The organism is Microbacterium sp. NPDC059771, assembly GCF_042732495.1.
GTDB lineage: Bacteria > Actinomycetota > Actinomycetes > Actinomycetales > Microbacteriaceae > Microbacterium > Microbacterium sufflavum.
In genome coordinates, this window is record NZ_JBHWHK010000001.1 from 2550310 (window position 1) to 2571476 (window position 21167).

20 protein-coding genes are annotated in these 21167 nt (G+C 70.7%); 1 reads left to right on the plus strand and 19 read right to left on the minus strand.

Annotation, left to right across the window (positions count from 1 at the left end):
• Nucleotides 1-46: 46 nt before the first annotated feature.
• The 9 genes from rapZ to ACFV3I_RS12255 are packed head-to-tail and all read right to left on the minus strand — an operon-like array spanning nucleotide 47 to nucleotide 10349.
• A complete protein-coding gene (gene rapZ, locus ACFV3I_RS12215) occupies nucleotides 47-919 on the minus strand; it encodes an RNase adapter RapZ (protein ID WP_136028829.1) in 873 nt (290 codons plus the stop codon).
• Nucleotides 920-954: 35 nt separating this feature from the next.
• Complete coding sequence (uvrC, locus tag ACFV3I_RS12220) at nucleotides 955-2862, minus strand: excinuclease ABC subunit UvrC (RefSeq protein WP_136036528.1); 1908 nt, start codon at nucleotides 2860-2862, stop codon at nucleotides 955-957.
• Nucleotides 2862-5750 (minus strand): excinuclease ABC subunit UvrA, encoded by a 2889-nt coding sequence (gene uvrA, locus ACFV3I_RS12225; RefSeq protein WP_136028825.1) that lies wholly within the window; start codon nucleotides 5748-5750, stop codon nucleotides 2862-2864. The genes uvrC and uvrA overlap by 1 nt, the downstream gene beginning before the upstream one ends.
• 37 nt (nucleotides 5751-5787) lie before the next feature.
• Complete coding sequence (locus tag ACFV3I_RS12230; RefSeq protein WP_136036529.1) at nucleotides 5788-6354, minus strand: hypothetical protein; 567 nt, start codon at nucleotides 6352-6354, stop codon at nucleotides 5788-5790.
• Nucleotides 6351-7658: a DUF58 domain-containing protein gene (locus tag ACFV3I_RS12235; RefSeq protein ID WP_378822933.1), complete on the minus strand. Its 1308-nt coding sequence runs from the start codon at nucleotides 7656-7658 to the stop codon at nucleotides 6351-6353. Before ACFV3I_RS12235 ends, ACFV3I_RS12230 begins: the two co-directional genes overlap by 4 nt.
• Entirely contained in the window at nucleotides 7655-8626 is a 972-nt protein-coding gene (locus ACFV3I_RS12240; protein ID WP_247981842.1) for a MoxR family ATPase, read from the minus strand. Before ACFV3I_RS12240 ends, ACFV3I_RS12235 begins: the two co-directional genes overlap by 4 nt.
• The gene (locus ACFV3I_RS12245; protein ID WP_240745375.1) at nucleotides 8623-9099 is read right to left on the minus strand and encodes a hypothetical protein; all 477 of its coding nucleotides are present in this window, start codon (nucleotides 9097-9099) and stop codon (nucleotides 8623-8625) included. Before ACFV3I_RS12245 ends, ACFV3I_RS12240 begins: the two co-directional genes overlap by 4 nt.
• Nucleotides 9096-9848 (minus strand): DUF4129 domain-containing protein, encoded by a 753-nt coding sequence (locus ACFV3I_RS12250; protein WP_136028815.1) that lies wholly within the window; start codon nucleotides 9846-9848, stop codon nucleotides 9096-9098. Before ACFV3I_RS12250 ends, ACFV3I_RS12245 begins: the two co-directional genes overlap by 4 nt.
• A 36-nt stretch (nucleotides 9849-9884) precedes the next feature.
• Nucleotides 9885-10349, minus strand: coding sequence for a MarR family winged helix-turn-helix transcriptional regulator (locus tag ACFV3I_RS12255; RefSeq protein WP_378822936.1), 465 nt, complete (start codon nucleotides 10347-10349; stop codon nucleotides 9885-9887).
• A 44-nt stretch (nucleotides 10350-10393) separates the two neighbouring features.
• Between ACFV3I_RS12255 and ACFV3I_RS12260 the strand changes: the two genes are divergently transcribed.
• On the plus strand, nucleotides 10394-10636 hold the full coding sequence (locus ACFV3I_RS12260; protein WP_205812731.1) for a hypothetical protein: 243 nt from the start codon (nucleotides 10394-10396) through the stop codon (nucleotides 10634-10636).
• Here ACFV3I_RS12260 and ACFV3I_RS12265 read toward each other — a convergent pair.
• The 10 genes from ACFV3I_RS12265 to ACFV3I_RS12310 form a co-directional block, all read right to left on the minus strand.
• Entirely contained in the window at nucleotides 10633-10986 is a 354-nt protein-coding gene (locus tag ACFV3I_RS12265; RefSeq protein WP_378822938.1) for a TfoX/Sxy family protein, read from the minus strand. The genes ACFV3I_RS12260 and ACFV3I_RS12265 overlap by 4 nt on opposite strands.
• Before the next feature lie 11 nt (nucleotides 10987-10997).
• A complete protein-coding gene (gene uvrB / locus ACFV3I_RS12270; protein WP_136028809.1) occupies nucleotides 10998-13070 on the minus strand; it encodes an excinuclease ABC subunit UvrB in 2073 nt (690 codons plus the stop codon).
• Between the two features lie 39 nt (nucleotides 13071-13109).
• Nucleotides 13110-13649: a hypothetical protein gene (locus tag ACFV3I_RS12275; RefSeq protein ID WP_168442771.1), complete on the minus strand. Its 540-nt coding sequence runs from the start codon at nucleotides 13647-13649 to the stop codon at nucleotides 13110-13112.
• A 127-nt stretch (nucleotides 13650-13776) separates the two neighbouring features.
• Complete coding sequence (gene coaE, locus ACFV3I_RS12280) at nucleotides 13777-14376, minus strand: dephospho-CoA kinase (protein ID WP_136028805.1); 600 nt, start codon at nucleotides 14374-14376, stop codon at nucleotides 13777-13779.
• A gap of 30 nt (nucleotides 14377-14406) precedes the next feature.
• The gene (locus ACFV3I_RS12285) at nucleotides 14407-14988 is read right to left on the minus strand and encodes a CoA-binding protein (RefSeq protein ID WP_378822941.1); all 582 of its coding nucleotides are present in this window, start codon (nucleotides 14986-14988) and stop codon (nucleotides 14407-14409) included.
• Complete coding sequence (locus ACFV3I_RS12290; RefSeq protein WP_136028801.1) at nucleotides 14985-16289, minus strand: O-acetylhomoserine aminocarboxypropyltransferase/cysteine synthase family protein; 1305 nt, start codon at nucleotides 16287-16289, stop codon at nucleotides 14985-14987. The genes ACFV3I_RS12285 and ACFV3I_RS12290 overlap by 4 nt, the downstream gene beginning before the upstream one ends.
• Nucleotides 16286-18295, minus strand: coding sequence for an acetate--CoA ligase (acs, locus tag ACFV3I_RS12295; RefSeq protein ID WP_378822943.1), 2010 nt, complete (start codon nucleotides 18293-18295; stop codon nucleotides 16286-16288). The genes ACFV3I_RS12290 and acs overlap by 4 nt, the downstream gene beginning before the upstream one ends.
• Nucleotides 18286-19143 (minus strand): ABC transporter permease, encoded by an 858-nt coding sequence (locus ACFV3I_RS12300; protein WP_378803798.1) that lies wholly within the window; start codon nucleotides 19141-19143, stop codon nucleotides 18286-18288. Before ACFV3I_RS12300 ends, acs begins: the two co-directional genes overlap by 10 nt.
• Nucleotides 19140-20186: an aliphatic sulfonate ABC transporter substrate-binding protein gene (locus ACFV3I_RS12305; protein WP_378822945.1), complete on the minus strand. Its 1047-nt coding sequence runs from the start codon at nucleotides 20184-20186 to the stop codon at nucleotides 19140-19142. The genes ACFV3I_RS12300 and ACFV3I_RS12305 overlap by 4 nt, the downstream gene beginning before the upstream one ends.
• Entirely contained in the window at nucleotides 20183-21031 is an 849-nt protein-coding gene (locus ACFV3I_RS12310) for an ABC transporter ATP-binding protein (protein ID WP_378822947.1), read from the minus strand. The genes ACFV3I_RS12305 and ACFV3I_RS12310 overlap by 4 nt, the downstream gene beginning before the upstream one ends.
• Between the last annotated feature and the right edge of the window lie 136 nt (nucleotides 21032-21167).

Consider the following 21167-nt stretch of genomic DNA (forward strand, 5'->3'; position numbering starts at 1 on the left):
ACGCGCCGGATCGCGACGCAAACCTCCAGCTTACTCGCCCGGGGGGCTATTCCCTGCCGAGGTCGCGGTGCCGCACGTTCACGGCGACCCCCGGAATCGCGGCGATCCTGCGGGCCAGCTCCTCGGACATCGCGACCGAGCGGTGCTTGCCGCCCGTGCATCCGATCGCGATCGTCGAGTGGCTCTTGTTCTCCCGCTGATACCCCTCGAGCACCGGCACGAGCGCCTTCGCATAGGAATCGAGGAAGTCGGTCGCACCCTCGCGGGACAGCACGTACTCACGAACCGTCTCATCCTGCCCGGTGAGGCCGCGCAGCTCCTCGTTCCAGTACGGATTCGGGAGGAAGCGCATGTCGGCGACCAGGTCGACGTCGGTGGGCAGCCCGTACTTGAAGCCGAAGCTGAGCAGCGTCACCCGATGCCGCGCCTCCCCCTCCTCCGAGAAGATGTCGGAGACCTGCGTCGCGAGCTGGTGGATGTTCAGCGCCGAGGTGTCGATCACCAGGTCGGCGGCCTCGCGGATGGGGGCCAGACGCGTCCGCTCCGTGCGGATGCCGTCGAGCAGAGTGCCATCGCCCTGCAGGGGGTGCGGGCGGCGCACCGACTCGAAGCGACGCACCAGGACGTCGTCGGAGGCGTCGAGGAACAGCACTCGGATCTCGCCGCGCGTGCGCAGCAGTCGGGCGACACCCGGGAAATCGTCGAAGAGGTTGCGGCCGCGCACGTCGACCACGGCGGCGACCTTGGGCAGCGAATCGCCACCCATGCCGGTCAGGTCGAGCAGCGGCCGGAGGATCTGCGGAGGCAGGTTGTCGACGACATACCAGCCGAGATCCTCCAGTGCGTTCGCCGCCGTCGTCCGGCCTGCGCCGGACATCCCAGTGACGATGAGGAACTCGCCCTTCTCCCCGTCAGTCATCGCTCCCTGCTCCTTCTCCCCCTCGGTCTCCCAGCCTAGCGAGTGGACAGGTGCGAATGGATGGTCTGAGCGAGCACCGGACCGATCCCCTGTACCTCCTGGATCTGCGACGGGTCGGCGGCGCGGAGGGCCGTGACCGAGCCGAAGTGCTTGAGCAGCACCTTGATGCGAGAGGCGCCGAGCCCCGGAACCTCGGCGAGCACGCTGCCGATGTCTTTCTTGCGCCTCTTGCGCTGGTGGGTGATCGCGAAGCGGTGGGCTTCGTCTCGCAGTCGCTGGAGAAGGTAGAGGGCCTCGCTGGTGCGGGGCAGGATCACGGGGAAGTCGTCTCCCGGCAGCCACACCTCTTCGAGACGCTTGGCGATGCCGCACACGGCGATCTCGGTGTGCCCCGCGTCGTGGAGGGCGCGCGCGGCGGCCTCCACCTGCGGCTTCCCTCCGTCGACGAGGAGCAGCTGCGGTGGATACGCGAACCGCGGCTTGCGCCGTGCGGTCGCCTCGCCCAGGTCCTCCCCCACGACCTCGTCGGTGGTCGGGTCGAGGACCTCCTGCTCCTCCTCCGGCCGATCCAGGTGTGCGAGCCTGCGGCGCAGAACCTGGTACATCGAGTCGGTGTCGTCGGTCGTCTCGGCGATGTTGAACGACCGGTACTGGTCCTTGCGCGGAAGGCCGTCCTCGAACACGACCATCGAGGCGACCACGTTGGTGCCGCCGAGGTGCGAGATGTCGAAGCACTCGATGCGCAGCGGCGCCTCCTCCATGCCCAGCGCCTCCTGGAGATCGGTCAGCGCCTGGGTGCGCGCCACGTAGTCGCTCGTCCGGCGGGTCTTGTGCCGGATCAGCGCCTGCTGCGCGTTCAGCGTCGCGGTGCGCATCAGGTCGGCACGCTGACCCCGATGTGCGACCGCGATCTCGACCTTCTTGCCACGGCGTTCGCGCAGCCACTGCTCCAGCTCGGTCGCGTCGTCGGGGAGCGTCGGGACGAGGATCCGTCGCGGAACGTCCTGCGCGTCGCCGTACGCCTGCTGGAGCACCTGGTCGACGAGCTCGGCGCCCGTGATGTCGATCTCCTTCTCGATCGTGAGAGCACGGACACCGCGCACGCGGCCGCCGCGGATCACGAAGTGCTGCACGGCGGCGGCGAGCTCGTCTTCCGCGATGCCGAACAGGTCGGCGTCCTCATCGGCCGGCAGCACCAGGGCGCTCTTGCCGAGCACGGCCTCGATCGCGGACAGCTTGTCCCGGTACTTCGCGGCGGCTTCGTAGTCCATCGCGGCGGACGCGGCGAGCATGCGCTTCGTGAGCTCGCGGGTGAAGCGCTCGTCTCCGCCCGCCATGAACGCGATGAAGTCGTCGACCATCGCCCGGTGCTCCTCGATGGACACCGTCATCGAGCACGGCCCGCCGCACTTGCCGATCTGCCCGGGGAAGCACGGGCGCCCGGTCTGCATCGCCCTCTTGTAGCTCGCATCGCTGCAGGTGCGGATCGGGAAGGCCCTGATCATCAGGTCGATGGTCTCGTGCACCGCCCACACCTTGGGATACGGACCGAAGTACCGCGCCCCGGGGATCTTCCTGTTCCGGGTGACGATCACGCGGGGCGCCTCATCGGCGAGGGTGACCGCCATGAAGGGGTACGACTTGTCGTCGCGGTAGCGCACGTTGAACGGCGGATCGAACTCCTTGATCCACATGTACTCGAGCTGCAGCGAGTCGACGTCGGTGGGAACGACCGTCCACTCCACCGACGCAGCGGTCGTGACCATGCGACGGGTGCGCTCGTGCAGCGTGCGCAGCGGGGCGAAGTAGTTCGACAGCCGCTGGCGCAGGTTCTTCGCCTTGCCGACGTAGAGCACCCGTCCGTTGGCGTCGCGGAACCGGTACACGCCGGGGTCGGTCGGGATCTCCCCCGTCCGCGGCTTGTACGGGAGCACGTCGGCCATCAGCTGGCCTTCCGCGCGGCGCGCCCCTCACCCAGGATCTCGGCGAGGAACTGCCCGGTGTGGCTCTCCTCGACGCGGGCGATCTGCTCCGGCGTACCGGTCGCGATGATCTGCCCGCCACCCGAACCGCCCTCCGGTCCGAGGTCGATCACCCAGTCCGCCGACTTGATCACGTCGAGGTTGTGCTCGATCACGATCACGGTGTTGCCCTTGTCGACGAGGCCGTTGAGCACCTCGAGGAGCTTGCGGACGTCTTCGAAGTGCAGACCCGTGGTCGGCTCGTCGAGCACGTAGATGCTGCGGCCGTTGCTGCGACGCTGGAGCTCCGTGGCGAGCTTGACGCGCTGCGCCTCGCCGCCCGAGAGCGTCGTGGCCGACTGCCCCAGCCGCACGTAGCCGAGCCCGACGTCGACGAGCGTCTTCATGTAGCGGTGGATCGCCTGGATCGGCTCGAAGAACTCCGCGGCCTCCTCGATCGGCATCTCCAGCACCTCGGCGATGTTCTTGCCCTTGTAGTGCACCGCGAGCGTGTCGCGGTTGTACCGCTTGCCGTGGCAGACCTCGCAGTCGACGTAGACGTCGGGCAGGAAGTTCATCTCGATCTTGATAGTGCCGTCGCCCGAGCACGCCTCGCAGCGGCCGCCCTTGACGTTGAAGCTGAAGCGACCGGGCTGATAGCCCCGCACCTTCGCCTCCGGCGTCTCGCTGAACAGGGTGCGGATGCGGTCGAACACGCCGGTGTACGTGGCCGGGTTCGAGCGCGGGGTGCGGCCGATCGGCGCCTGGTCGACGTGCACGACCTTGTCGAGGTTGTCGAGGCCGGTCACCCTGGTGTGCTTGCCCGGAACGGTCCGCGCACCGTTCAGTCGCGAAGCGAGCACCTGGTACAGGATGTCGTTCACGAGGGACGACTTGCCCGAGCCGCTGACGCCGGTGACGGCCGTGAGCACGCCCAGCGGGAAGTCCGCCGTGACGTTGCGCAGGTTGTTCGCCCGCGCGCCGACCACGCTCAGCATGCGCTTCTTGTCGATCTTGCGACGCTTCGACGGCATCGGGATCGCCCGGCGCCCGGACAGGTAGTCGCCGGTCATCGAATCGCTGTCGCCGAGGAGCGCGCTGTACGGCCCCGAGTGCACAACGGTGCCGCCGTTCACTCCGGCGCCGGGACCGATGTCGACCACCCAGTCCGCCGCCTCGATGGTCTCTTCGTCGTGCTCCACCACGATGAGCGTGTTGCCCAGGTCGCGCAGCGTGAGCAGGGTCTCGATCAGCCGGCGGTTGTCGCGCTGGTGCAGGCCGATCGACGGCTCGTCGAGCACGTAGAGCACGCCCGTCAGGCCGGAGCCGATCTGCGTGGCGAGCCGGATGCGCTGCGCCTCGCCGCCGGACAGCGACCCCGCCGAGCGGCTGAGGTTGAGGTACGACAGCCCCACCTGGAGGAGGAAGTCGAGGCGCAGGCGGATCTCGCGCAGCACCTGGGCGGCGATCTTCGCCTCCCGCTCAGTGAGGTGCAGCTTCTCCATGAAGCCCCGCGCGTCGGCGAGGCTCAGGTGCGACACCTCGGCGATCGAGTGGCCGTGCACCTGCACCGCGAGCACCTCGGGCTTGAGGCGGTCGCCGTTGCACACGGGGCACGGCACCTCGCGGAGGTACTCGCCCCAGCGGTTGCGCTGCGTGTCGGACTCGGCCTGGAGGTACTGCCGCTCGATGTAGGGCACGACGCCCTCGAACCCGGACGCATACCGCATCTCCCGGCCGTAGCGGTTCTTCCACTTGACCGTGACCTTGTAGTTCTCGCCGCGGAGCACGGCCTCCTTGACGTCGGAGTGCAGCTCGCGCCACGGCGTGTCGAGCGAGAAGTCGAGGTCGCGCGCCAGCCCCTCGAGCAGGCGCTCGTAGTACTGGAAGAGACCCTTGCCCTGCGTGGTCCAGGGGATGATGACGCCCTCGCGGATCGAGAGGTCTTCGTCGCCGAGCATCAGCTCGACGTCCACCGACATGCGCGTGCCCAGCCCGGAGCACGCGGGGCAGGCGCCGAACGGTGCGTTGAAGGAGAACGTGCGCGGCTCGATCTCGGTGAGGGTGAGGGCGTGGCCGTTCGGGCAGGCGAGCTTCTCGGAGAAGGTCTGCCAGGCGTCGTCGCCCTCGCCGTCGACGTAGTTGATCTGCACGACGCCACCCGCAAGTCCCAGGGCCGTCTCCACCGAGTCGGTGACCCGGCCCAGGATGTCGGGCGACGCCACCAGGCGGTCGACGACCACCGCGATGTCGTGCTTGTAGCTCTTCTTCAGCGTGGGCGGCTCGGCCAGCTGGATGAGGTCGCCGTCGACGATCGCGCGGGAGTAGCCCTTGGCGCCGAGCTCGCGGAAGAGGTCGACGAACTCGCCCTTCTTCTGCGACACGATGGGGGCGACGACCTGGTACCGGGTGCGCTCGGGCAGCTCCATGAGCTGGTCGGCGATCTGCTGCACCGTCTGACGCTGGATCTTCTCGCCGCACTCGGGACAGTGCGGCACGCCGATACGCGCCCACAGCAGGCGCATGTAGTCGTAGATCTCGGTGATGGTGCCCACGGTCGACCGCGGGTTGCGGTTGGTCGACTTCTGGTCGATCGACACCGCGGGGCTCAGGCCCTCGATGAAATCGACGTCCGGCCGATCCACCTGGCCGAGGAACTGCCGCGCATAGGCGCTCAGCGATTCGACGTAGCGGCGCTGCCCCTCGGCGAAGATCGTGTCGAACGCCAGACTCGACTTCCCCGACCCGGACAGGCCGGTGAACACGACGAGGGAGTCGCGCGGGATGTCGATGTCGACGTTCTGGAGGTTGTGGACGCGGGCACCGCGGACACTGAGTTTTCCGGGGGAGGCAACGGGGACGATGGGCACCGAACAAGTCTACGAGGGGCCACGGACATCGGCTCCGCTAGGGGCGATCCCCTCCCGTCGACGGGGCCGCGACGGCCCGCGGGACGGGGCCGTTCTCCCGCCGCAGGACCAGCCATGCGACGACCACGACGACCAGGAGGAGTGACGCCGCCGCCGGGGCGAGCCAGGCCGCACCGCGCTCGACCTGCTCGGGCGACAACGCCCAGACGCCGAGCGCCAGCGACTGGGCCACCAGCTGGATCACGACGAACCGCACCGCCGTCGGCCGGAGCGACCTCAGCGTGAGGCGAGCGGCCGCGGGCACCGTGAGGCTGAGCGCGGCGAGGATGTGGATCGCATGGACGAGCACGAGGGCGACCGCCGTCCGTTCCGGCGCCGGCTCGGACAGCAGCAGCCCGAACGGCAGGCAGGCCGCCCCCACCCATGTTGCGAGCGACCGCGGCAGCACGGCCCCCACGAGAGCCGCGACCACCGCCACACCCCGCCAGAACGGCGTGGGGTGAAGCACCAGCACGCCGAGCAGCACCAGAGCCACGGTCAGGACGCGCAGCGTCACCCCGGGCACCCAGGCGCCCACGTCGAACCCTCGCGTGCGAGCGGTCACCGCGCCACCCTCCGGCTCCGCTGCTGGCGCACCGCCGCCACCCGCAACGCCACATCGACGCCGTCGTCTGCCCAGGCCACCACCTCGACCCCCGCGCGCCGGAGCTCGGCGAGGATGTCGGCGCGTTCGGCCAGCAGCGTGCGCAGGGCGATGCGCTGCTCCCTGGTGAGCCGTGCGCCGTCGAGCTGCGGCAGCACATCGATCGCGACGACGGCGTGACCGGCGGCCCGCCACTGCGTCGCGAGTCGCGCAGCCACCCCGTCGGCGAAGGTCGAGAGCACGAACACGATCGAGCCCGTCGGTACGACAGGCGAGCGCCGGTAGGACGAGTCGGCACTCGGACCCGTGGCGGCGACGGCGGCGCGCAGCCGCGCGAGGTGCCGGGCTCCCCCGCCGATCGGCACGCTGCGTCCGCCCGGCGAGAGCGCGTGGAACGCGACCCGATCCCCGGCTCCGACCGCGGCGGTCGCCACGGAAAGAGCCGCCTCGCGCGCGAGGTCGAGCGAGGTGACACCCGTGCGGTCCGGGTCGTCGGTCCCCCACGCGGCCACCACCGATCCGAGGTCCTCCGCCGTGTCCATCGCGATCACCACCGAGGAGTCGCTCAGCGCGTTCACCCGCCGCACCAGCAGGTCGCCGGGGCGTCGGGCGGCACGAGCCGTCGCGCGCCAATCCACCCTCCGCACCTCATCCCCGGGGACGAACGGGTGGATGTCGTGGAAGTCGCCGCCCTGACCCGCGCGACGCCCCTCGTGCGAGCCGTTCAGCCCCGCGAGGCGCGGAGCCACCGGCAGCCGATCGATCCTCCTCGTCTTCGGTGCGGCGTTCCACCCGATCGCCGTGCGCGGTCCGCGGTCGGAGACCCAGGCGCCGTCGATCGCGGTGCCCCGGGCGATCAGCCCCATCAGCTCGACCGGCCCCGAGTGCGACAGCCTCGTCCGAGCGGACAGCACGGCCGTGCCCGGCCGCACCTCCGCGAGCGCGGTGCGACGCCCCCGCCCCTCGACCGCGAGCTGCACGTGCTCGGCGTCGAGGACGACGTCGGCGGTGACGCGCACCACGGCGTCCTCCCCCGCGTCGGGCGCAGCGTGCAGGGCGACCCGCAGCTCCCCGTCGCGCGGACGGCGCAGCAGCGCCCACACCGCCGCGAGGGCGAGCGGCAGAGCCACCGCGATCACGTCGGGGCGCGACAGCACCAGTCCGAGACCCGCGAGCACGGCCGCCCCGGCGAGGCCGAGCGCGATCACGGGCGTCCGATGCCACGTCACCCTCGCGGATGCCGTCGTCGCGGTCTCGTCGGTCATCGCACGGCCGCGACGGTCGGCGGCACCGGGGTGCGTTCGACCGCCGCCGCCACGACTCCACCCGGATCCACCCCCTGCGCCCAGGCCTGCGGAGTGAGTGTCAGCCGATGCGCCAGCACAGGGACGGCGACGCGTTTGACGTCGTCGGGCCGCACGTACGACCGCCCCTCGAGTGCCGCGACGCCCCTGGCGAGCAGCACGAGCGCCTGGGATCCGCGAGGCGAGGCACCCACCGACACGTTCACCGCCTCGCGGGTCGCCCTCGTCAGGTCCACGGCGTAGCGCACCACGTCCTGATCGACGTTGATGCGCTCGACCGCCGCCTGGAGCGCGAGAAGCCCCTCCGTGTCGACCACGGCGGGCACGCGGACGTCGGGCGTCTGCCGCCGCACCCTGTCGACGATGATGCGCGTCTCGTCGTCCGGGGCGGGGTAGCCCACGGTGAGGCGCACCATGAACCGGTCGAGCTGCGCCTCCGGCAGGGCGTAGGTCCCTTCGTACTCGATGGGGTTGGAGGTCGCGATCACGTGGAAGGGCTGCGGCAGTGGGAAACGGTTCCCCTCCACCGTGACCTGCCGCTCGGCCATCGCCTCGAGCATCGCGGACTGCGTCTTGGGCGTGGTGCGGTTCACCTCGTCGGCGAGGAGCAGACCCGTGAAGATCGGCCCGGGCCGGAAGACGAAGTCCCCCTCGGTCGGGGCGTACACGTACGAGCCCGTCACGTCGCCGGGCAGCATGTCCGGCGTGCACTGCAGCCGTCGGAACTCGAGTCCCAGCGCCTGGGCCAGGCTCCGCGCGGCCAGCGTCTTGCCGAGCCCCGGCACGTCCTCGAACAGCACGTGACCCCCGGCCAGGATCGCCGCGAGGGCGAGTGTGAGCGTCTCGTCCATACCGACGACGACGCTGCGCACCCCCTCCAGCACACGGCGACCCGTGGTCGCGATCTCGGTGGTCTCGTCCGTGGTCATGCTGTCTCCTCCGTGTCGGTGGGTATGCGTTCGAGCGCGTCCAACGCTCTCTCGATGTCGTCGCGCCGCACCTCGCGGCGGGACAGTCCCGCGCGGATGCCCTGGCCGAGCAGCGCGTCGATGGCCGCGTGGTCGGCGGGATCGTCGAGGTCGAGGCCGCGGTGTGCGAGCCGCCGGCGGAGCACGTTCTGCACGCGGCGCACGAGGATGGTCCCCGCAACGCCCGAACGTGTGTTGATCGCCCATGCCAGCCGGGACACCTCGGAGCCCCTGGCCTCGCGCGGCGGACGCTCGGGCGGCCAGAGGACGGGATCGTCGACCAGGACCCCGCGCAGAGCGAGGGACACCGCCGCGGCGACCGTCGTCCACGACACCGCGAACGCCAGCGGGACACCTGCGGCGCGCAGCCCCAGCACGAGGGCGACCGCGAGCAGCACACAGCCCGCGGCGATCGCGACGGTCCGCGCCCTCATCGCCACCCCTCCCTGATGCCGCGCAGACTCGCGGCCGCGGCAGCGCGATCCGCCTCGTCGGCGACGCGGCCGCCGAAGCGCACCTGCTCGTAGAGACCGAGCAGCGTGATCACGTCGTCGCGGATGCCCGCCCGGCGCCCGACGATACGCACCGTGAACTCCGACGGCGTCTCCGTCGCCGAGCGGCCGGCCCCGGCATCCGCCGCCGACTCCTCCAGTCCGACCCAGGCGGAGACGATGGCGTCGGCGGCCCGCGGACGTTCCGCGATCGTTCGGAGCGCTGCGTCGACTCCCCGGCGGATGACCGCATCGTCGGGGGCCGCCTCGACCACAGGCCCGCCGGACGCGGCGTCCGGGACGACCGCGTCCGTGCGCCGCAGGGGACGATCGCGCCACAGATCACGGAGGCGGCGGACGGCCCACCGTGCCACGACCACGAGCACCAGCACCGCGACGGCGGCGAGCAGCGCTCCGAACACGACGCCGAGGATGTTCTGCAGCACCGAGTCCTCCGGCGGCTCCAGCTCCGGGAGGGGCGAGCTCGTCGTCTCGGGGACGACGACCGCGTCCGGCTGCTGTTCCGGCGGGGGCGGCGACGACGGCGCGAACTGCGGCTGCCCCTGAAGCGCCGCGGCGAGCATCAGCAGAGCGAAGAGACCGACCACCCCGCCGAGGAGCAGGATCCGGCGGAGTGTTCCGCGACCGCTCGCGCGCAGGGCTCCGCGAGTGGGGGCCTCGGTGCGCGACATGAGTCCACCCTAGGGTCGGGCGCGGCGCGGGCGTGGTCAGGCGGACGGCGCTGCCGTGGAGCCGCTGTCGAGCCGGCGCCCGGCGAAAGCGCCGAGTCCGTCGCGGAGCGCACCGACCTCCTGGATGCTCATGCCGACGGCGCGCATGACCTGCACGGGCACGTCGACAGCGCGAGCACGCAGCGCCACGCCCGCCTCCGTGAGCGTGATCTCGAGCCGACGCTCGTCCTCGGCGCTGCGCTGTCGTGCCACGAGGCCGTCCGTCTCCAGGCGCTTGACGAGGGGCGAGGCCGTCGCCGGCTCCAGCGCGAGGTCTGCGGCAAGGTCGTTGAGGGTGCGCGGCGCCCTTTCCCACAGCGCGAGCATGACCAGGTACTGCGGATGCGTCAGTCCCAGCGGCTCCAGGATCGGGCGGTAGATCGCCACGATGTTGCGAGCGGCCGTGACGATCGCGAAGCACAGCTGGTTCTCGAGGCGGAGCAGGTCGTCGGTGGCGGTCACGGATCGACTATACATCTGCACGAATCATTAGTACACTAATGAACATGTCGAACGACTCCACTCGGCCCCCGCTTCGCACCCGCATCCGCGAGGCCGGGGGCCTCTACACCTGGGTCAACACCAACCTGGTCCGTCTCGCCGGTCCCGCGTCCGTCGGACCGTACGAGAAGACGCCGCCTCCCAGCGCTGCCGAGCGCGCCGAGCGGGCCTGCCCGCTGTGCGGGGCGCCGATGACACAGCACGAGATCGACCGATCGGGTCCGAAGACCCTCGTGCACTGCCCCTAGCTCTCGTCGGAAGCCACCTCGACCGCGGCACCTGTCGACTCGCGCGCGACATCGAGCCAGAGCATCAGCGCGGCATCGTCCTCGATCGCCGACGGCGCGACATCGAGCCACCCGGAACTCATGGTGCGCGAGCCCATCACCGCGCGGGACACGCCCGGTTCCGTGAGCATCGCCGCCCCGTTCTCGTCGTCCACGCGGACGAGGAGCACACCGCCCGTGCGTGCGCCGACCAGGATGCGCCCGCCGTCCAGGAACGCCTTGGTTCCGAACATCCGGCGCTCCTCGATCGCGTCGTCCGCGCTCAGCAGCGCCCGGATCCGATCGGCGAGGTCGTTCCCTGCGTCATCCATCGCCACTCCACTCAGGCGTGCCCGGCCCGCTCCATCGAGCGGAGCTCCTTCTTGAGGTCTTGCACCTCGTCGCGCAGGCGACCCGCGAGCTCGAACTTCAGCTCGGCGGCCGCCGCGAGCATCTGATCGGTCAGGTCCTGGATCGTCGCTTCGAGTTGCTGCGCTCCCTCGGCCGCGATGCCCGTGCGCCGGAGGTTCGGCGTCGGCGACTTGCCCTTGCCCGAGGCCCGGCCGCGGCCCGACATCAGGTCGGCGGTGTCGGCCCCCTCGCGGGCGAGCACCTCGGTGATATCGGCGATCCGCTTGCGCAGGGGCTGCGGGTCGATGCCGTTCTCCTTGTTGTACGCGATCTGCTTCTCGCGACGCCGATCGGTCTCCTCGATGGCCTTCGCCATGGAGTCGGTCATGTTGTCGGCGTACATGTGCACCTCACCCGAGACGTTTCGCGCCGCGCGGCCGATCGTCTGGATGAGCGAGGTGCCGGAGCGGAGGAAGCCCTCCTTGTCGGCGTCGAGGATCGCCACCAGCGACACCTCGGGCAGGTCGAGGCCCTCACGCAGCAGGTTGATGCCCACGAGCACGTCGTACACGCCGGCGCGCAGCTCACTGAGCAGTTCCACTCGGCGGAGCGTGTCGACGTCGGAGTGCAGGTAGCGGACCCGCACGCCGTGTTCGCCGAGGAAGTCGGTGAGCTCCTCGGCCATCTTCTTCGTCAGCGTCGTGACGAGTACGCGCTCATCGCGCTCGACCCGCAGCCGGATCTCTTCGAGCAGGTCGTCGATCTGCCCCTTCGACGGCTTCACGATGATCTCCGGGTCGACCAGACCCGTCGGGCGGATGATCTGCTCCACCACGCCGTCGGCGATGCCCATCTCGTACTTGCCCGGCGTCGCCGACAGGTACACGGTCTGCCCGATGCGGTTCTTGAACTCGTCCCACCGCAGCGGGCGGTTGTCCATCGCGCTGGGCAGCCGGAAGCCGTGGTCAACCAGCGTGCGCTTGCGGGAGGCGTCGCCCTCGTACATCGCGCCGATCTGCGGCACCGTGACGTGCGACTCGTCGATCACCAGCAGGAAATCGTCGGGGAAGAAGTCGAGCAGCGTGTGCGGGGGCTCGCCCGGCATGCGGCCGTCCATGTGCCGCGAGTAGTTCTCGATCCCCGAGCAGAAGCCGAGCTGCTGCAGCATCTCCAGGTCGAACGTGGTGCGCATGCGGAGACGCTGCGCCTCCAGCAGCTTGCCCTGGCGCTCGAACTCCTTCAGCCGCTCCTCCAGCTCGTGCTCGATCGTGCCGATGGAGCGCTGGATCACGTCGGTTCCGGCGACGTAGTGCGACGCGGGGAAGATCGGCACGGCGTCGAGCTTCTCGATCACCTCGCCGGTGAGCGGGTGCAGCGAGTACAGCGCCTCGATCTCGTCGCCGAACAGCTCGATGCGGATCGCGTGCTCCTCGTAGACGGGGATGATCTCGATCGTGTCGCCGCGCACCCGGAAGTTGCCCCGCGAGAAGTCGACGTCGTTGCGGTTGTACTGCATCGCGATGAACTGCCGGATGAGCGCGTCGCGGTCGTACCGCTCCCCCACCTGCAGCGCCACCATGGCTCGCAGGTACTCCTCCGGCGCGCCGAGGCCGTAGATGCACGACACCGTCGACACCACGACCACGTCGCGCCGGCTCAGCAGCGAGTTGGTGGTGGAGTGTCGGAGCCGCTCGACCTCGGCGTTGATCGACGAGTCCTTCTCGATGAAGGTGTCCGTCTGCGGCACATACGCCTCTGGCTGGTAGTAGTCGTAGTACGAGACGAAGTACTCCACCGCGTTGTTCGGCATGAGCTCGCGGAACTCGTTGGCGAGCTGGGCGGCGAGGGTCTTGTTGTGCGCGAGCACCAGCGTGGGACGCTGCACCTGCTCGATCAGCCACGCCGTCGTCGCGGACTTGCCGGTACCCGTGGCGCCGAGGAGGACGATGTCGGTCTCGCCCGCGTTGATGCGCGAGGCGAGGTCGGCGATGGCCTGCGGCTGATCACCGGCCGGGGCGTACTCGCTGATGACCTCGAAGGGACGGACACTGCGCGTGGGCTGCATGCTTCCAGCGTAGGCCGCCCCTCCGACATCGGGGCCGGGTCAGGCGACCAGGACCGCCGTCTCCGCCGAGGGCTCGGTGGTCGCGGTCGCACTCCCGCCGTTGAGGAGCGTCATGGTCGCGGTCGAGCGCAGTTCGCCGGGCGCCGAGCCGATCACGTTGAAGCTCAGCGCGTCGCCGAAGCTCGACGGCGTCCTGATGAAGGTGAAGCTCGTGGCGGTGGAGCCGCCGACGGGCTGCGGCACCCAGGCCCCGAACGACGACGCGGGGTCGAGCGTGACGGGAGAGGAGAACGTGACGACCACGACGAGCGAGCCACCGGCGGGCGGACTCATCCAGGGGTTCGCCCGATAGCTGATCTGGGTGCTGAAGGTGGCGCGCAGGCCACCGCTCGCCGCGACCAGGCTGGTGAACGCGCCCTGCGCCTCCGCGTCCCAGTAGTAGTTCGCCGTGCTGTTCGGGACGACGGTCGCGCTGGCTGCCGCCAGCGGCGCAGCGACGGCCACCGCGATGACGGGGGCCGACCAGGCCGCTCCCTTGATCAGAGTCCGACGCGAGATGCCATGGCTCGACTGAGTCACTTCTTCCACTCCCCAGCGCGCGGAAAAAAGCTCTCCCCCAGCAGACCATCCCCTGGTGCGTCCCCACGCCCTTCCAGAATATCGGCGACGTTCTGCGCACCTGGAGAAATGCTGAACGTCCGGTCGGTCAGCCGGTGCGGAGGCGCTCCCACAGCGCGTCGGCCTGCGCGACCGTCTCGGCGAGAGCGCCGCCGGTCTCGATCACCACGTCGGCGATCGCCAGACGCTTCTCGTCGGACACCTGCGCGCCGATGCGCTCGCGGGCGGCAGCCTCGTCCATGCCCCGCAGCTCGACCAGCCGACGCAGACGCTCCTCCGCCGGGGCATGCGCGACCACGATCAGGTCCCACGGGTCGTCGACCCTCGCCTCCACCAGCAACGGCACGTCGTACACCACCACCGCGTGCGGATCGGCGGCGAGCGCGTCCGTGAAGCGGCGCTGCGACTCGTCGCGCACGGCGGGGTGCACGATCGCGTTCAGCTGCGCCAGCTGCTCCGGGTCGCCGAACACCCGCGCGCCCAGCGCCGGCCGATCCAGGGAGCCGTCCTCCGCGATGACCTCCGGGCCGAACACCTCGGCGATCCGCTCCAGCACCGGCGACCCGGGCGCCTGCACGTCGCGCACGATCGCGTCCGCATCCACGATGATCGCTCCGTGCTCCGCGAGACGACGGGCGATGGTCGACTTCCCGGAGGCGATGCCACCGGTGAGGGCGATGAGGGGCATGACGTCAGTCTAGGTTCCCCACCACGGGCCTCAGCGCGCGAGCAACTGCCGTCGCGAGCTGATCACGCCGGTGTCGAATCCCGCGAGATGCAGTCCGCCGTGGAAGCGTGCGTGCTCGATCTTGATGCACCGGTCCATCACCACCGCGAGCCCCGCGGCCTCGGCGATCGTGGCGGCCTCCTCGTTCCACGACCCGAGCTGGAGCCACAGGGTCGAGGCCCCCGCGTCGATCGCCTCCTGCGCCACGCCCGGCAGGTCGTCGTGGCGACGGAACACGTCCACGATGTCCGGCCGCACGGGAAGGTCCGCGAGGGAGGCGTAGACGGGCTGTCCGAGGATCTCGGTCTCCCGCGGGTTCACGAGGTACACGTGGTGGGCCGTGCTGGACAGCAGGTAGGTCGCGACGAAGAACGACGCCCGTGCCGGGTTGTTCGACGCTCCGACGATCGCGATGGTTCTCGCCCTGCGGAGCAGCGCGAATCGCTCCTGCTGCGTGGGCCCCGTCCACGTGCGACCAGGGGCGGGCGCGGCCGTGGGAAGGGCGCAGCTCTGCCCGTCCGCGGGCGCCGCCGGAAGAGCGCAGGCGTCGCCGGTCGAGGTCGTGGCGCTCATCGGGTGACTCCCGTCGCGATGGTGAGGGCCTGATCCAGGTCCCAGAGGATGTCGTCCGCGTCTTCCAGCCCGACCGAGATGCGGATCAGATCGGGACGCACCCCGGCGTCCACGAGCTGCTCCTCGGTGAGCTGGCGGTGCGTGGTCGAGGCCGGGTGGATCACCAGGGTCCTGGCGTCGCCGATGTTCGCCAGGTGCGACGCGAGCTGCAGGTTCTCGATCAGCTTCTCCCCCGCGGCACGCCCGTCGTCCGCGGCCACCCCGAACGCGAACACGGAGCCGGGACCGAGCGGGAGGTACTTCGCCGCACGCTCGTGATGCGGATGATCCTCCAGACCCGCCCACGTGACGTAGGCGACCCGCGGGTCGGATGCCAGCCAGTCCGCGACGACCCGGGCGTTGGCCAGATGCGCATCGATGCGCTGCGGCAGCGTCTCGATGCCCTGCAGCAGGGTGAACGCCGACTGCGGGCTCAGCGCCGGCCCGATGTCGCGCAGCTGCTCGGAGCGGAGCTTGGTGAGGAAGCCGTACTCGCCGAAGTTGTCCCACCACCGGATGCCGCCGTACGACGCGACGGGCTCCGTCATCTGCGGGAACTTCCCGTTGCCCCAGTCGAAGGTGCCCTTCTCGATCACGACACCGCCGAGGGTGGTCCCGTGGCCGCCGAGGAACTTGGTGACCGAGTGGATCACGATGTCCGCACCGTGCTCGAGCGGACGCGCCAGGTAGGGCGTGGCGAGCGTCGCGTCCACGACGAGCGGGACGCCCGCCGCATGGGCGACCGCGGCGAGACCCTCGATATCGGCGATCTCGCCGGAGGGGTTGCCGATCATCTCGACGTACACGACCTTCGTCTCCGGACGGATCGCCGCGGCGAAGTCGACAGGGTCGGTCGAGGCGACGAACGTGGTCTCGACGCCGAAGCGGCGCAGGGTCACGTCGAGCTGCGTCACCGTGCCGCCGTAGAGCTGTGCCGCGGCGACGACGTGGTCCCCGGCCCCGACGAGGGCCGCGAAGGTGAGGAACTCCGCGCTCATGCCCGAGGCGGTCGCGACGGCCCCGATGCCGCCCTCCAGCGAGGCCAGGCGCTCCTCGAGCGCGGCGACCGTGGGGTTGCCGATGCGCGAGTAGATGTTGCCGTACTTCTGCAGAGCGAACAGGTTTCCGGCGTCCGCCGCGTCGTCGAACACGAACGACGTGGTCTGGTAGATCGGAACCGCCCGTGCGCCCGTCGACGCGTCCGGCGTGCCGCCGGCGTGCAGGGCCCTGGTGCGGAACCCGAAGCGATGTTCTTCCGTCATGATGTCCTCAGTTCGGCGGCGGAGAGCACGTCGGCGATGTCGTCGACGGCCCACGGGTTCTGCAGCGAGGTGGTGTCCCCGAGGGGGCGGGGCACTCGACCGGCTCGGCGGTCGTGCTCGGCCTCCCACAACTCTGCCAGCAGTCGGCGCATGATCTTGCCGGAGCGGGTCTTCGGCAGATCAGGCACGACGACGATGTGTCGGGGCTTCGCGACCGGGCCGATCGCCCGTGCGACCTGCTCGCGCAGCGCGGCCGGTTCGACCTCTGCCCGGCCGGACGGGGTCACGTACGCCACGACGGCCTGTCCGGTGACGGCGTCCGGCACTCCGGCCGAGCCCGCCTCGCCGACGGTGTCGTGGGCCACGAGGGCCGATTCGATCTCGATCGTGGAGAGCCGGTGACCCGACACGTTCACGACGTCGTCGAGCCGGCCGAGGATCCAGATGTACCCGTCCGCATCCCTCGTGGCTCCGTCACCCGCGACGTAGTAGCCGCCGTGCTCGCCCCGGCCGGCGTACGCCGACCAGTACGCGTCGCGATAGCGCTGTGGGTTGCCCCACACCGTCCGCGCCATGCCTGGCCACGGCCGCCGGACCACGAGCGTGCCCGACTGACCGGCGGCGACCTCGTCGCCGTGCTCGTCCACCACGGCGACGTCGATGCCGGGCAGCGGGACCGAGGCGGAGCCGGGCTTGAGCGCCGTCACCCCCGGCAGCGCCGCGATCATCGCGGCCCCCGTCTCCGACTGCCACCACGTGTCGATCACGGGCAGCTCATCGCGGCCGAAGGTGCGGCGGAACCACACCCAGGCCTCCGGGTTGATCGCCTCGCCGACCGTGCCCAGCAGACGCAGCGAGGACAGGTCGTGACCCGCGGGGAGGTCCGCGCCGAACCAGGTCATGAACGTGCGGATGAGCGTCGGGGCCGTGTAGTACACCGTGACGCCGTACCGTTCGATGATCTCGAGGTGCCGCTCGCGATGCGGGGCGTCCGGCGTGCCCTCGTAGATCACCTGCGTCAGACCGTTCGACAGCGGTCCGTAGATCTCGTACGTGTGCGCGGTGACCCAGGCCAGGTCGGCTGTGCACCAGTGCACGTCGTCCGGCTTCGCGTCGAAATGCGCCCAGTGCGCCCAGCTCGCGTGCGTCAGGTAGCCGCCGGACGTGTGCACCAGCCCCTTGGGCTTCCCGGTCGTGCCGGAGGTGTAGATCACGAAGAGCGGATGCTCCGCGTCGAACGCCTCCGCGTCGTGGACAGGCGAGGCCGTGTCGACCACCTCGTGCCACCACACGTCTCTGCCCTCGGTCCACGGCACGTCCTGGCCCGTGCGGCGCAGCACGAGGACGTGCTCCAGGGTGTCAAGGCCCGCTGCCGCGCGGTCGGCGGTGGATTTGACCTCAGTCGCGGCACCGCGCCGGAACTGCCCGTCGCTGGTGACGAGGAGTTTCGCACCGGTGTCCTCGAGCCGGAAGCGCACGGCCTCCGCCGAGAACCCGCCGAACACGAGCGAGTGGACGGCACCGATGCGCGCACACGCCAGGGTGACCACCACCGTCTCCACGAGCACCGGCAGGTAGATCACGACCCGGTCGCCCGCGCCGATGCCGAGCGCCGTGAGGGCGTTCGCGGCGCGGGACACCCGGAGCAGCAGCTCGGCGTACGTCACCGACTCCCGGTCGCCCGGCTCGCCCTCGAAGTGCAGCGCGACCCGGTCTCCGCGGCCCGCGGCGACGTGGCGGTCGAGGCAGTTCACGGCCACGTTGAGCCGTCCGCCGACGAACCACCGCGCGGCCGGAACGCGCCCGTCGATCGGGGGCTCCCACTCGTGCGCGGTGTGCCACGGTGCAGACCACTCCAGCCGCCGCGCCGCTTCCTCCCAGAACGCGGTGGGGTCGGCGGCCGCCCTGGCGTAGGCCTCGGCGGTCACGTTGGCGTCCGGGAACAGCGGTGACGGCGGGTAGACGCGCGTCTCGTGCAGCCGGGCCTCGGTCGCGGTCACGTCCATCGTCGCAGCAGGTACTTCTCGACCAGCGCGAGCACCCCGTTGGTGAGGGTGCCGAGCAGGGCCAGCAGCACGATCGACAGCAGGATCCGATCCACGCGTCCGCTGTTCTGGGAGTCGGTCAGCAGGAAGCCGAGCCCCATCGACGACGCGATGAGCTCCGCGGCGACGAGGAACAGCCACGCCTGAGCCAGGGCGAGCCGCAGCCCGGACACGACGGAGGGGATCACGGCGGGCAGCTGCACCACTCGGAACAGCGACCATCCGCGAAGGCTGAACGAGCGGCCGGCCTCGACCAGCTGGGGGTCGACGTGTCGCAGGGCCGAGGCGACGGTGGTGTACACGGGGAAGAAGGCACCGATCGCGATCAGGGTGACCTTCGACTCCTCGCCGATCTGCATCCACAGGATGAGCAGCGGCACCCAGGCGAGCGAGGGCACGGCCCGCAGCGCGGCGAGCGTGGGACTCAGCAGCGCGTCGCCGAGGCGCGAGAGACCGACGATCCCGGCGACCGCGAGACCGATCACCGAGCCGATCGCGAAGCCGAGCAGCACGCGCTGCACGGAGATCGCGATGTGCGTCCACAGTTCTCCGCGCTGTGCGAGTTCGACACCGGCCGTCACGACCGAGGCGGGTGCGGGCAGCCGGTAGGGCGGCACGATCCCGGTCGCGGTCACGTACTGCCAGGCGCCGAGGATCAGCAGCGGGAGCACGAGCCCGGCGACGACCCGCACGGCGGGGCGGTTCCACCCGTGCCCCGCGCCGGCCGGACGCCGGTGCTCGCCCTTCGCGACGTCGAGCGCGTCCCGCGAGTCCGCCGGGACGATGGCCCGCTGGTCGAGATCGGTCACTCGTCCCCGACCGCCTTCTTCGCGAACGTGTCGTTCACGATCGACGAGAGCGCCTTGTCGACCGACGCCTGGCCTCCCTGCACGTCGCCGGACTCGGCGAGCACGGGCGCGATCTTCTCGAGCACCGCGAGCTGGTCGTCTCCGGGGATGCCGCTCACGTCGAGGTTCGAGCGCTCCTGGATCACGGTGGTGGCGACCTCGACGTCGATGCCCGCGACCTTCGCGAGCAGCGCCGCCGTCTCCTCGGGGTTCTGCAGAGCCCACTCGCGCGCCTGCTCGTAGGCGTCGACGACGGCCTGGGCGAGGTCGGGGTGCTCGGTGAGGAAGTCCTCCGTGGCGTTGAGGAAGCCGTAGGTGTTGAAGTCGACGTTGCGGTAGACGAGCGTGTCCCCCGACTCGACCTCGGCGGCTGCCATGATCGGGTCGAGCCCGGCCCACGCGTCCACCGAGCCGCCGTCGAGCGCGGCGCGACCGTCGGCGTGCTGCAGGTTCTGCACCTCGACGTCGGACAGGGAGAGGCCCGCCTCGTCCAGCGCCTGCAGCAGGAAGAAGTAGGGATCGGTGCCCTTGGTGGCCGCGACCGAGGCGCCCTTCAGGTCTTCGACCGAGGTGATGTCGCTGTCGGGTCCGACGACGATCGCCGACCACTCCGGCTGCGAGAAGATGTCGATCACCTGGATGGGCGAGCCGTTGGCGCGGGCGAGCAGCGCCGCGGATCCCGCGGTCGAGCCGACATCGACCGAGCCGGAGCGGAGCAGCTCGTTCGCCTTGTTGGAGCCGGCGGACTGCACCCACTCGACCGTCACGTCGTCGCCCAGGATGTCCTCCAGGATCCCCTGGTCGCGCACGACGAGGCTGAGCGGGTTGTAGGTGGCGAAGTCGATGGAGAGGGTATCGGACGACCACTCGGCGTCGGCCGCCGGTGCGGCGTCCGTGTCGGTGTCGGCGGTCGCATTCTCGCCCGCGACGCAGCCGGTCGCGACGAGCATCATCGTCCCGGCGATCGCGATCGCGGGGATGATTCGGCGGGTGATGGTGCTCATCGGGTCTCCTCGGTGCTGCGGTGGTGGGTGTCGACGCCGAGTCCCTCGAGGAGGTCGGCGCGCAGGTCGGCGAGGCCGCGGTCGGCGCGGTCGCGGGGTCGGGCTCCCGGCACCTCGATCGCGCGGGCGACGGAGGCGTGGTCGTGGTCGTGGTCGCCGAGGGTGCGCAGCAGCAGCACGCGGTCGGCGAGGTAGAGGGCCTCTTCCACGTCGTGCGTCACGAGGAGCACGGTGGTGGGCTCGGCTGCGTGGATCTTCAGCAGCAGGTCGTGCATGCGCAGGCGCGTGAGGGCGTCGAGCGCGCCGAAGGGCTCGTCGAGCAGCAGCACGGAGGGGTTGCGGGCGAGGGCTCGCGCGAGGGATGCCCGCTGCGCCATGCCCCCGGAAACCTCACGCGGGCGCTGATCGGCGGCATGGTCGAGTCCCACCAGGTGCAGCAGCTCCTGCACGCGCGCGCGTCCCGCTCGACGCCCGGTGCCTCGCGGCAGGCCGAGCTCGACGTTCTGTGCGATCGTCCGCCAGGGCAGCAGCCGCGGCTCCTGGAAGGCGACCGCGGTGCGCTCGTCCACGTCGGCGACCGCGGTGCCCCCGATGCGGATGCTGCCGCGGCTCGGGGCATCGAGTCCGCCCACGAGACGCAGGAGAGTCGACTTGCCGCACCCGGAGGGGCCGACGACGGCGACGATCTCCCCCGCGCGGATGTCCAGGTCGATGCCGCGCAGCACCCGGCGGGTGCCTCGTGCGATCGGGAAGGACCGTTCGACGGCGTCGAGTCGCACGTCCTGCGCCGTCGCTGCGGTCGTCGTGACGTCGGCGGTGCGCGACGCGGGCAGCAGGGCGGTCATAGGCCCATGCTGGCGGAGCGGCTCCTGTGTTACGAATGCGGTCGTAATGTTCCGTCACGCAGCGGATCGCCACCGAATCCGGTACGCGAAAAGGGCCGCCACACCCACCCGGAGGCGGGGTGACGGCCCTTCTCGG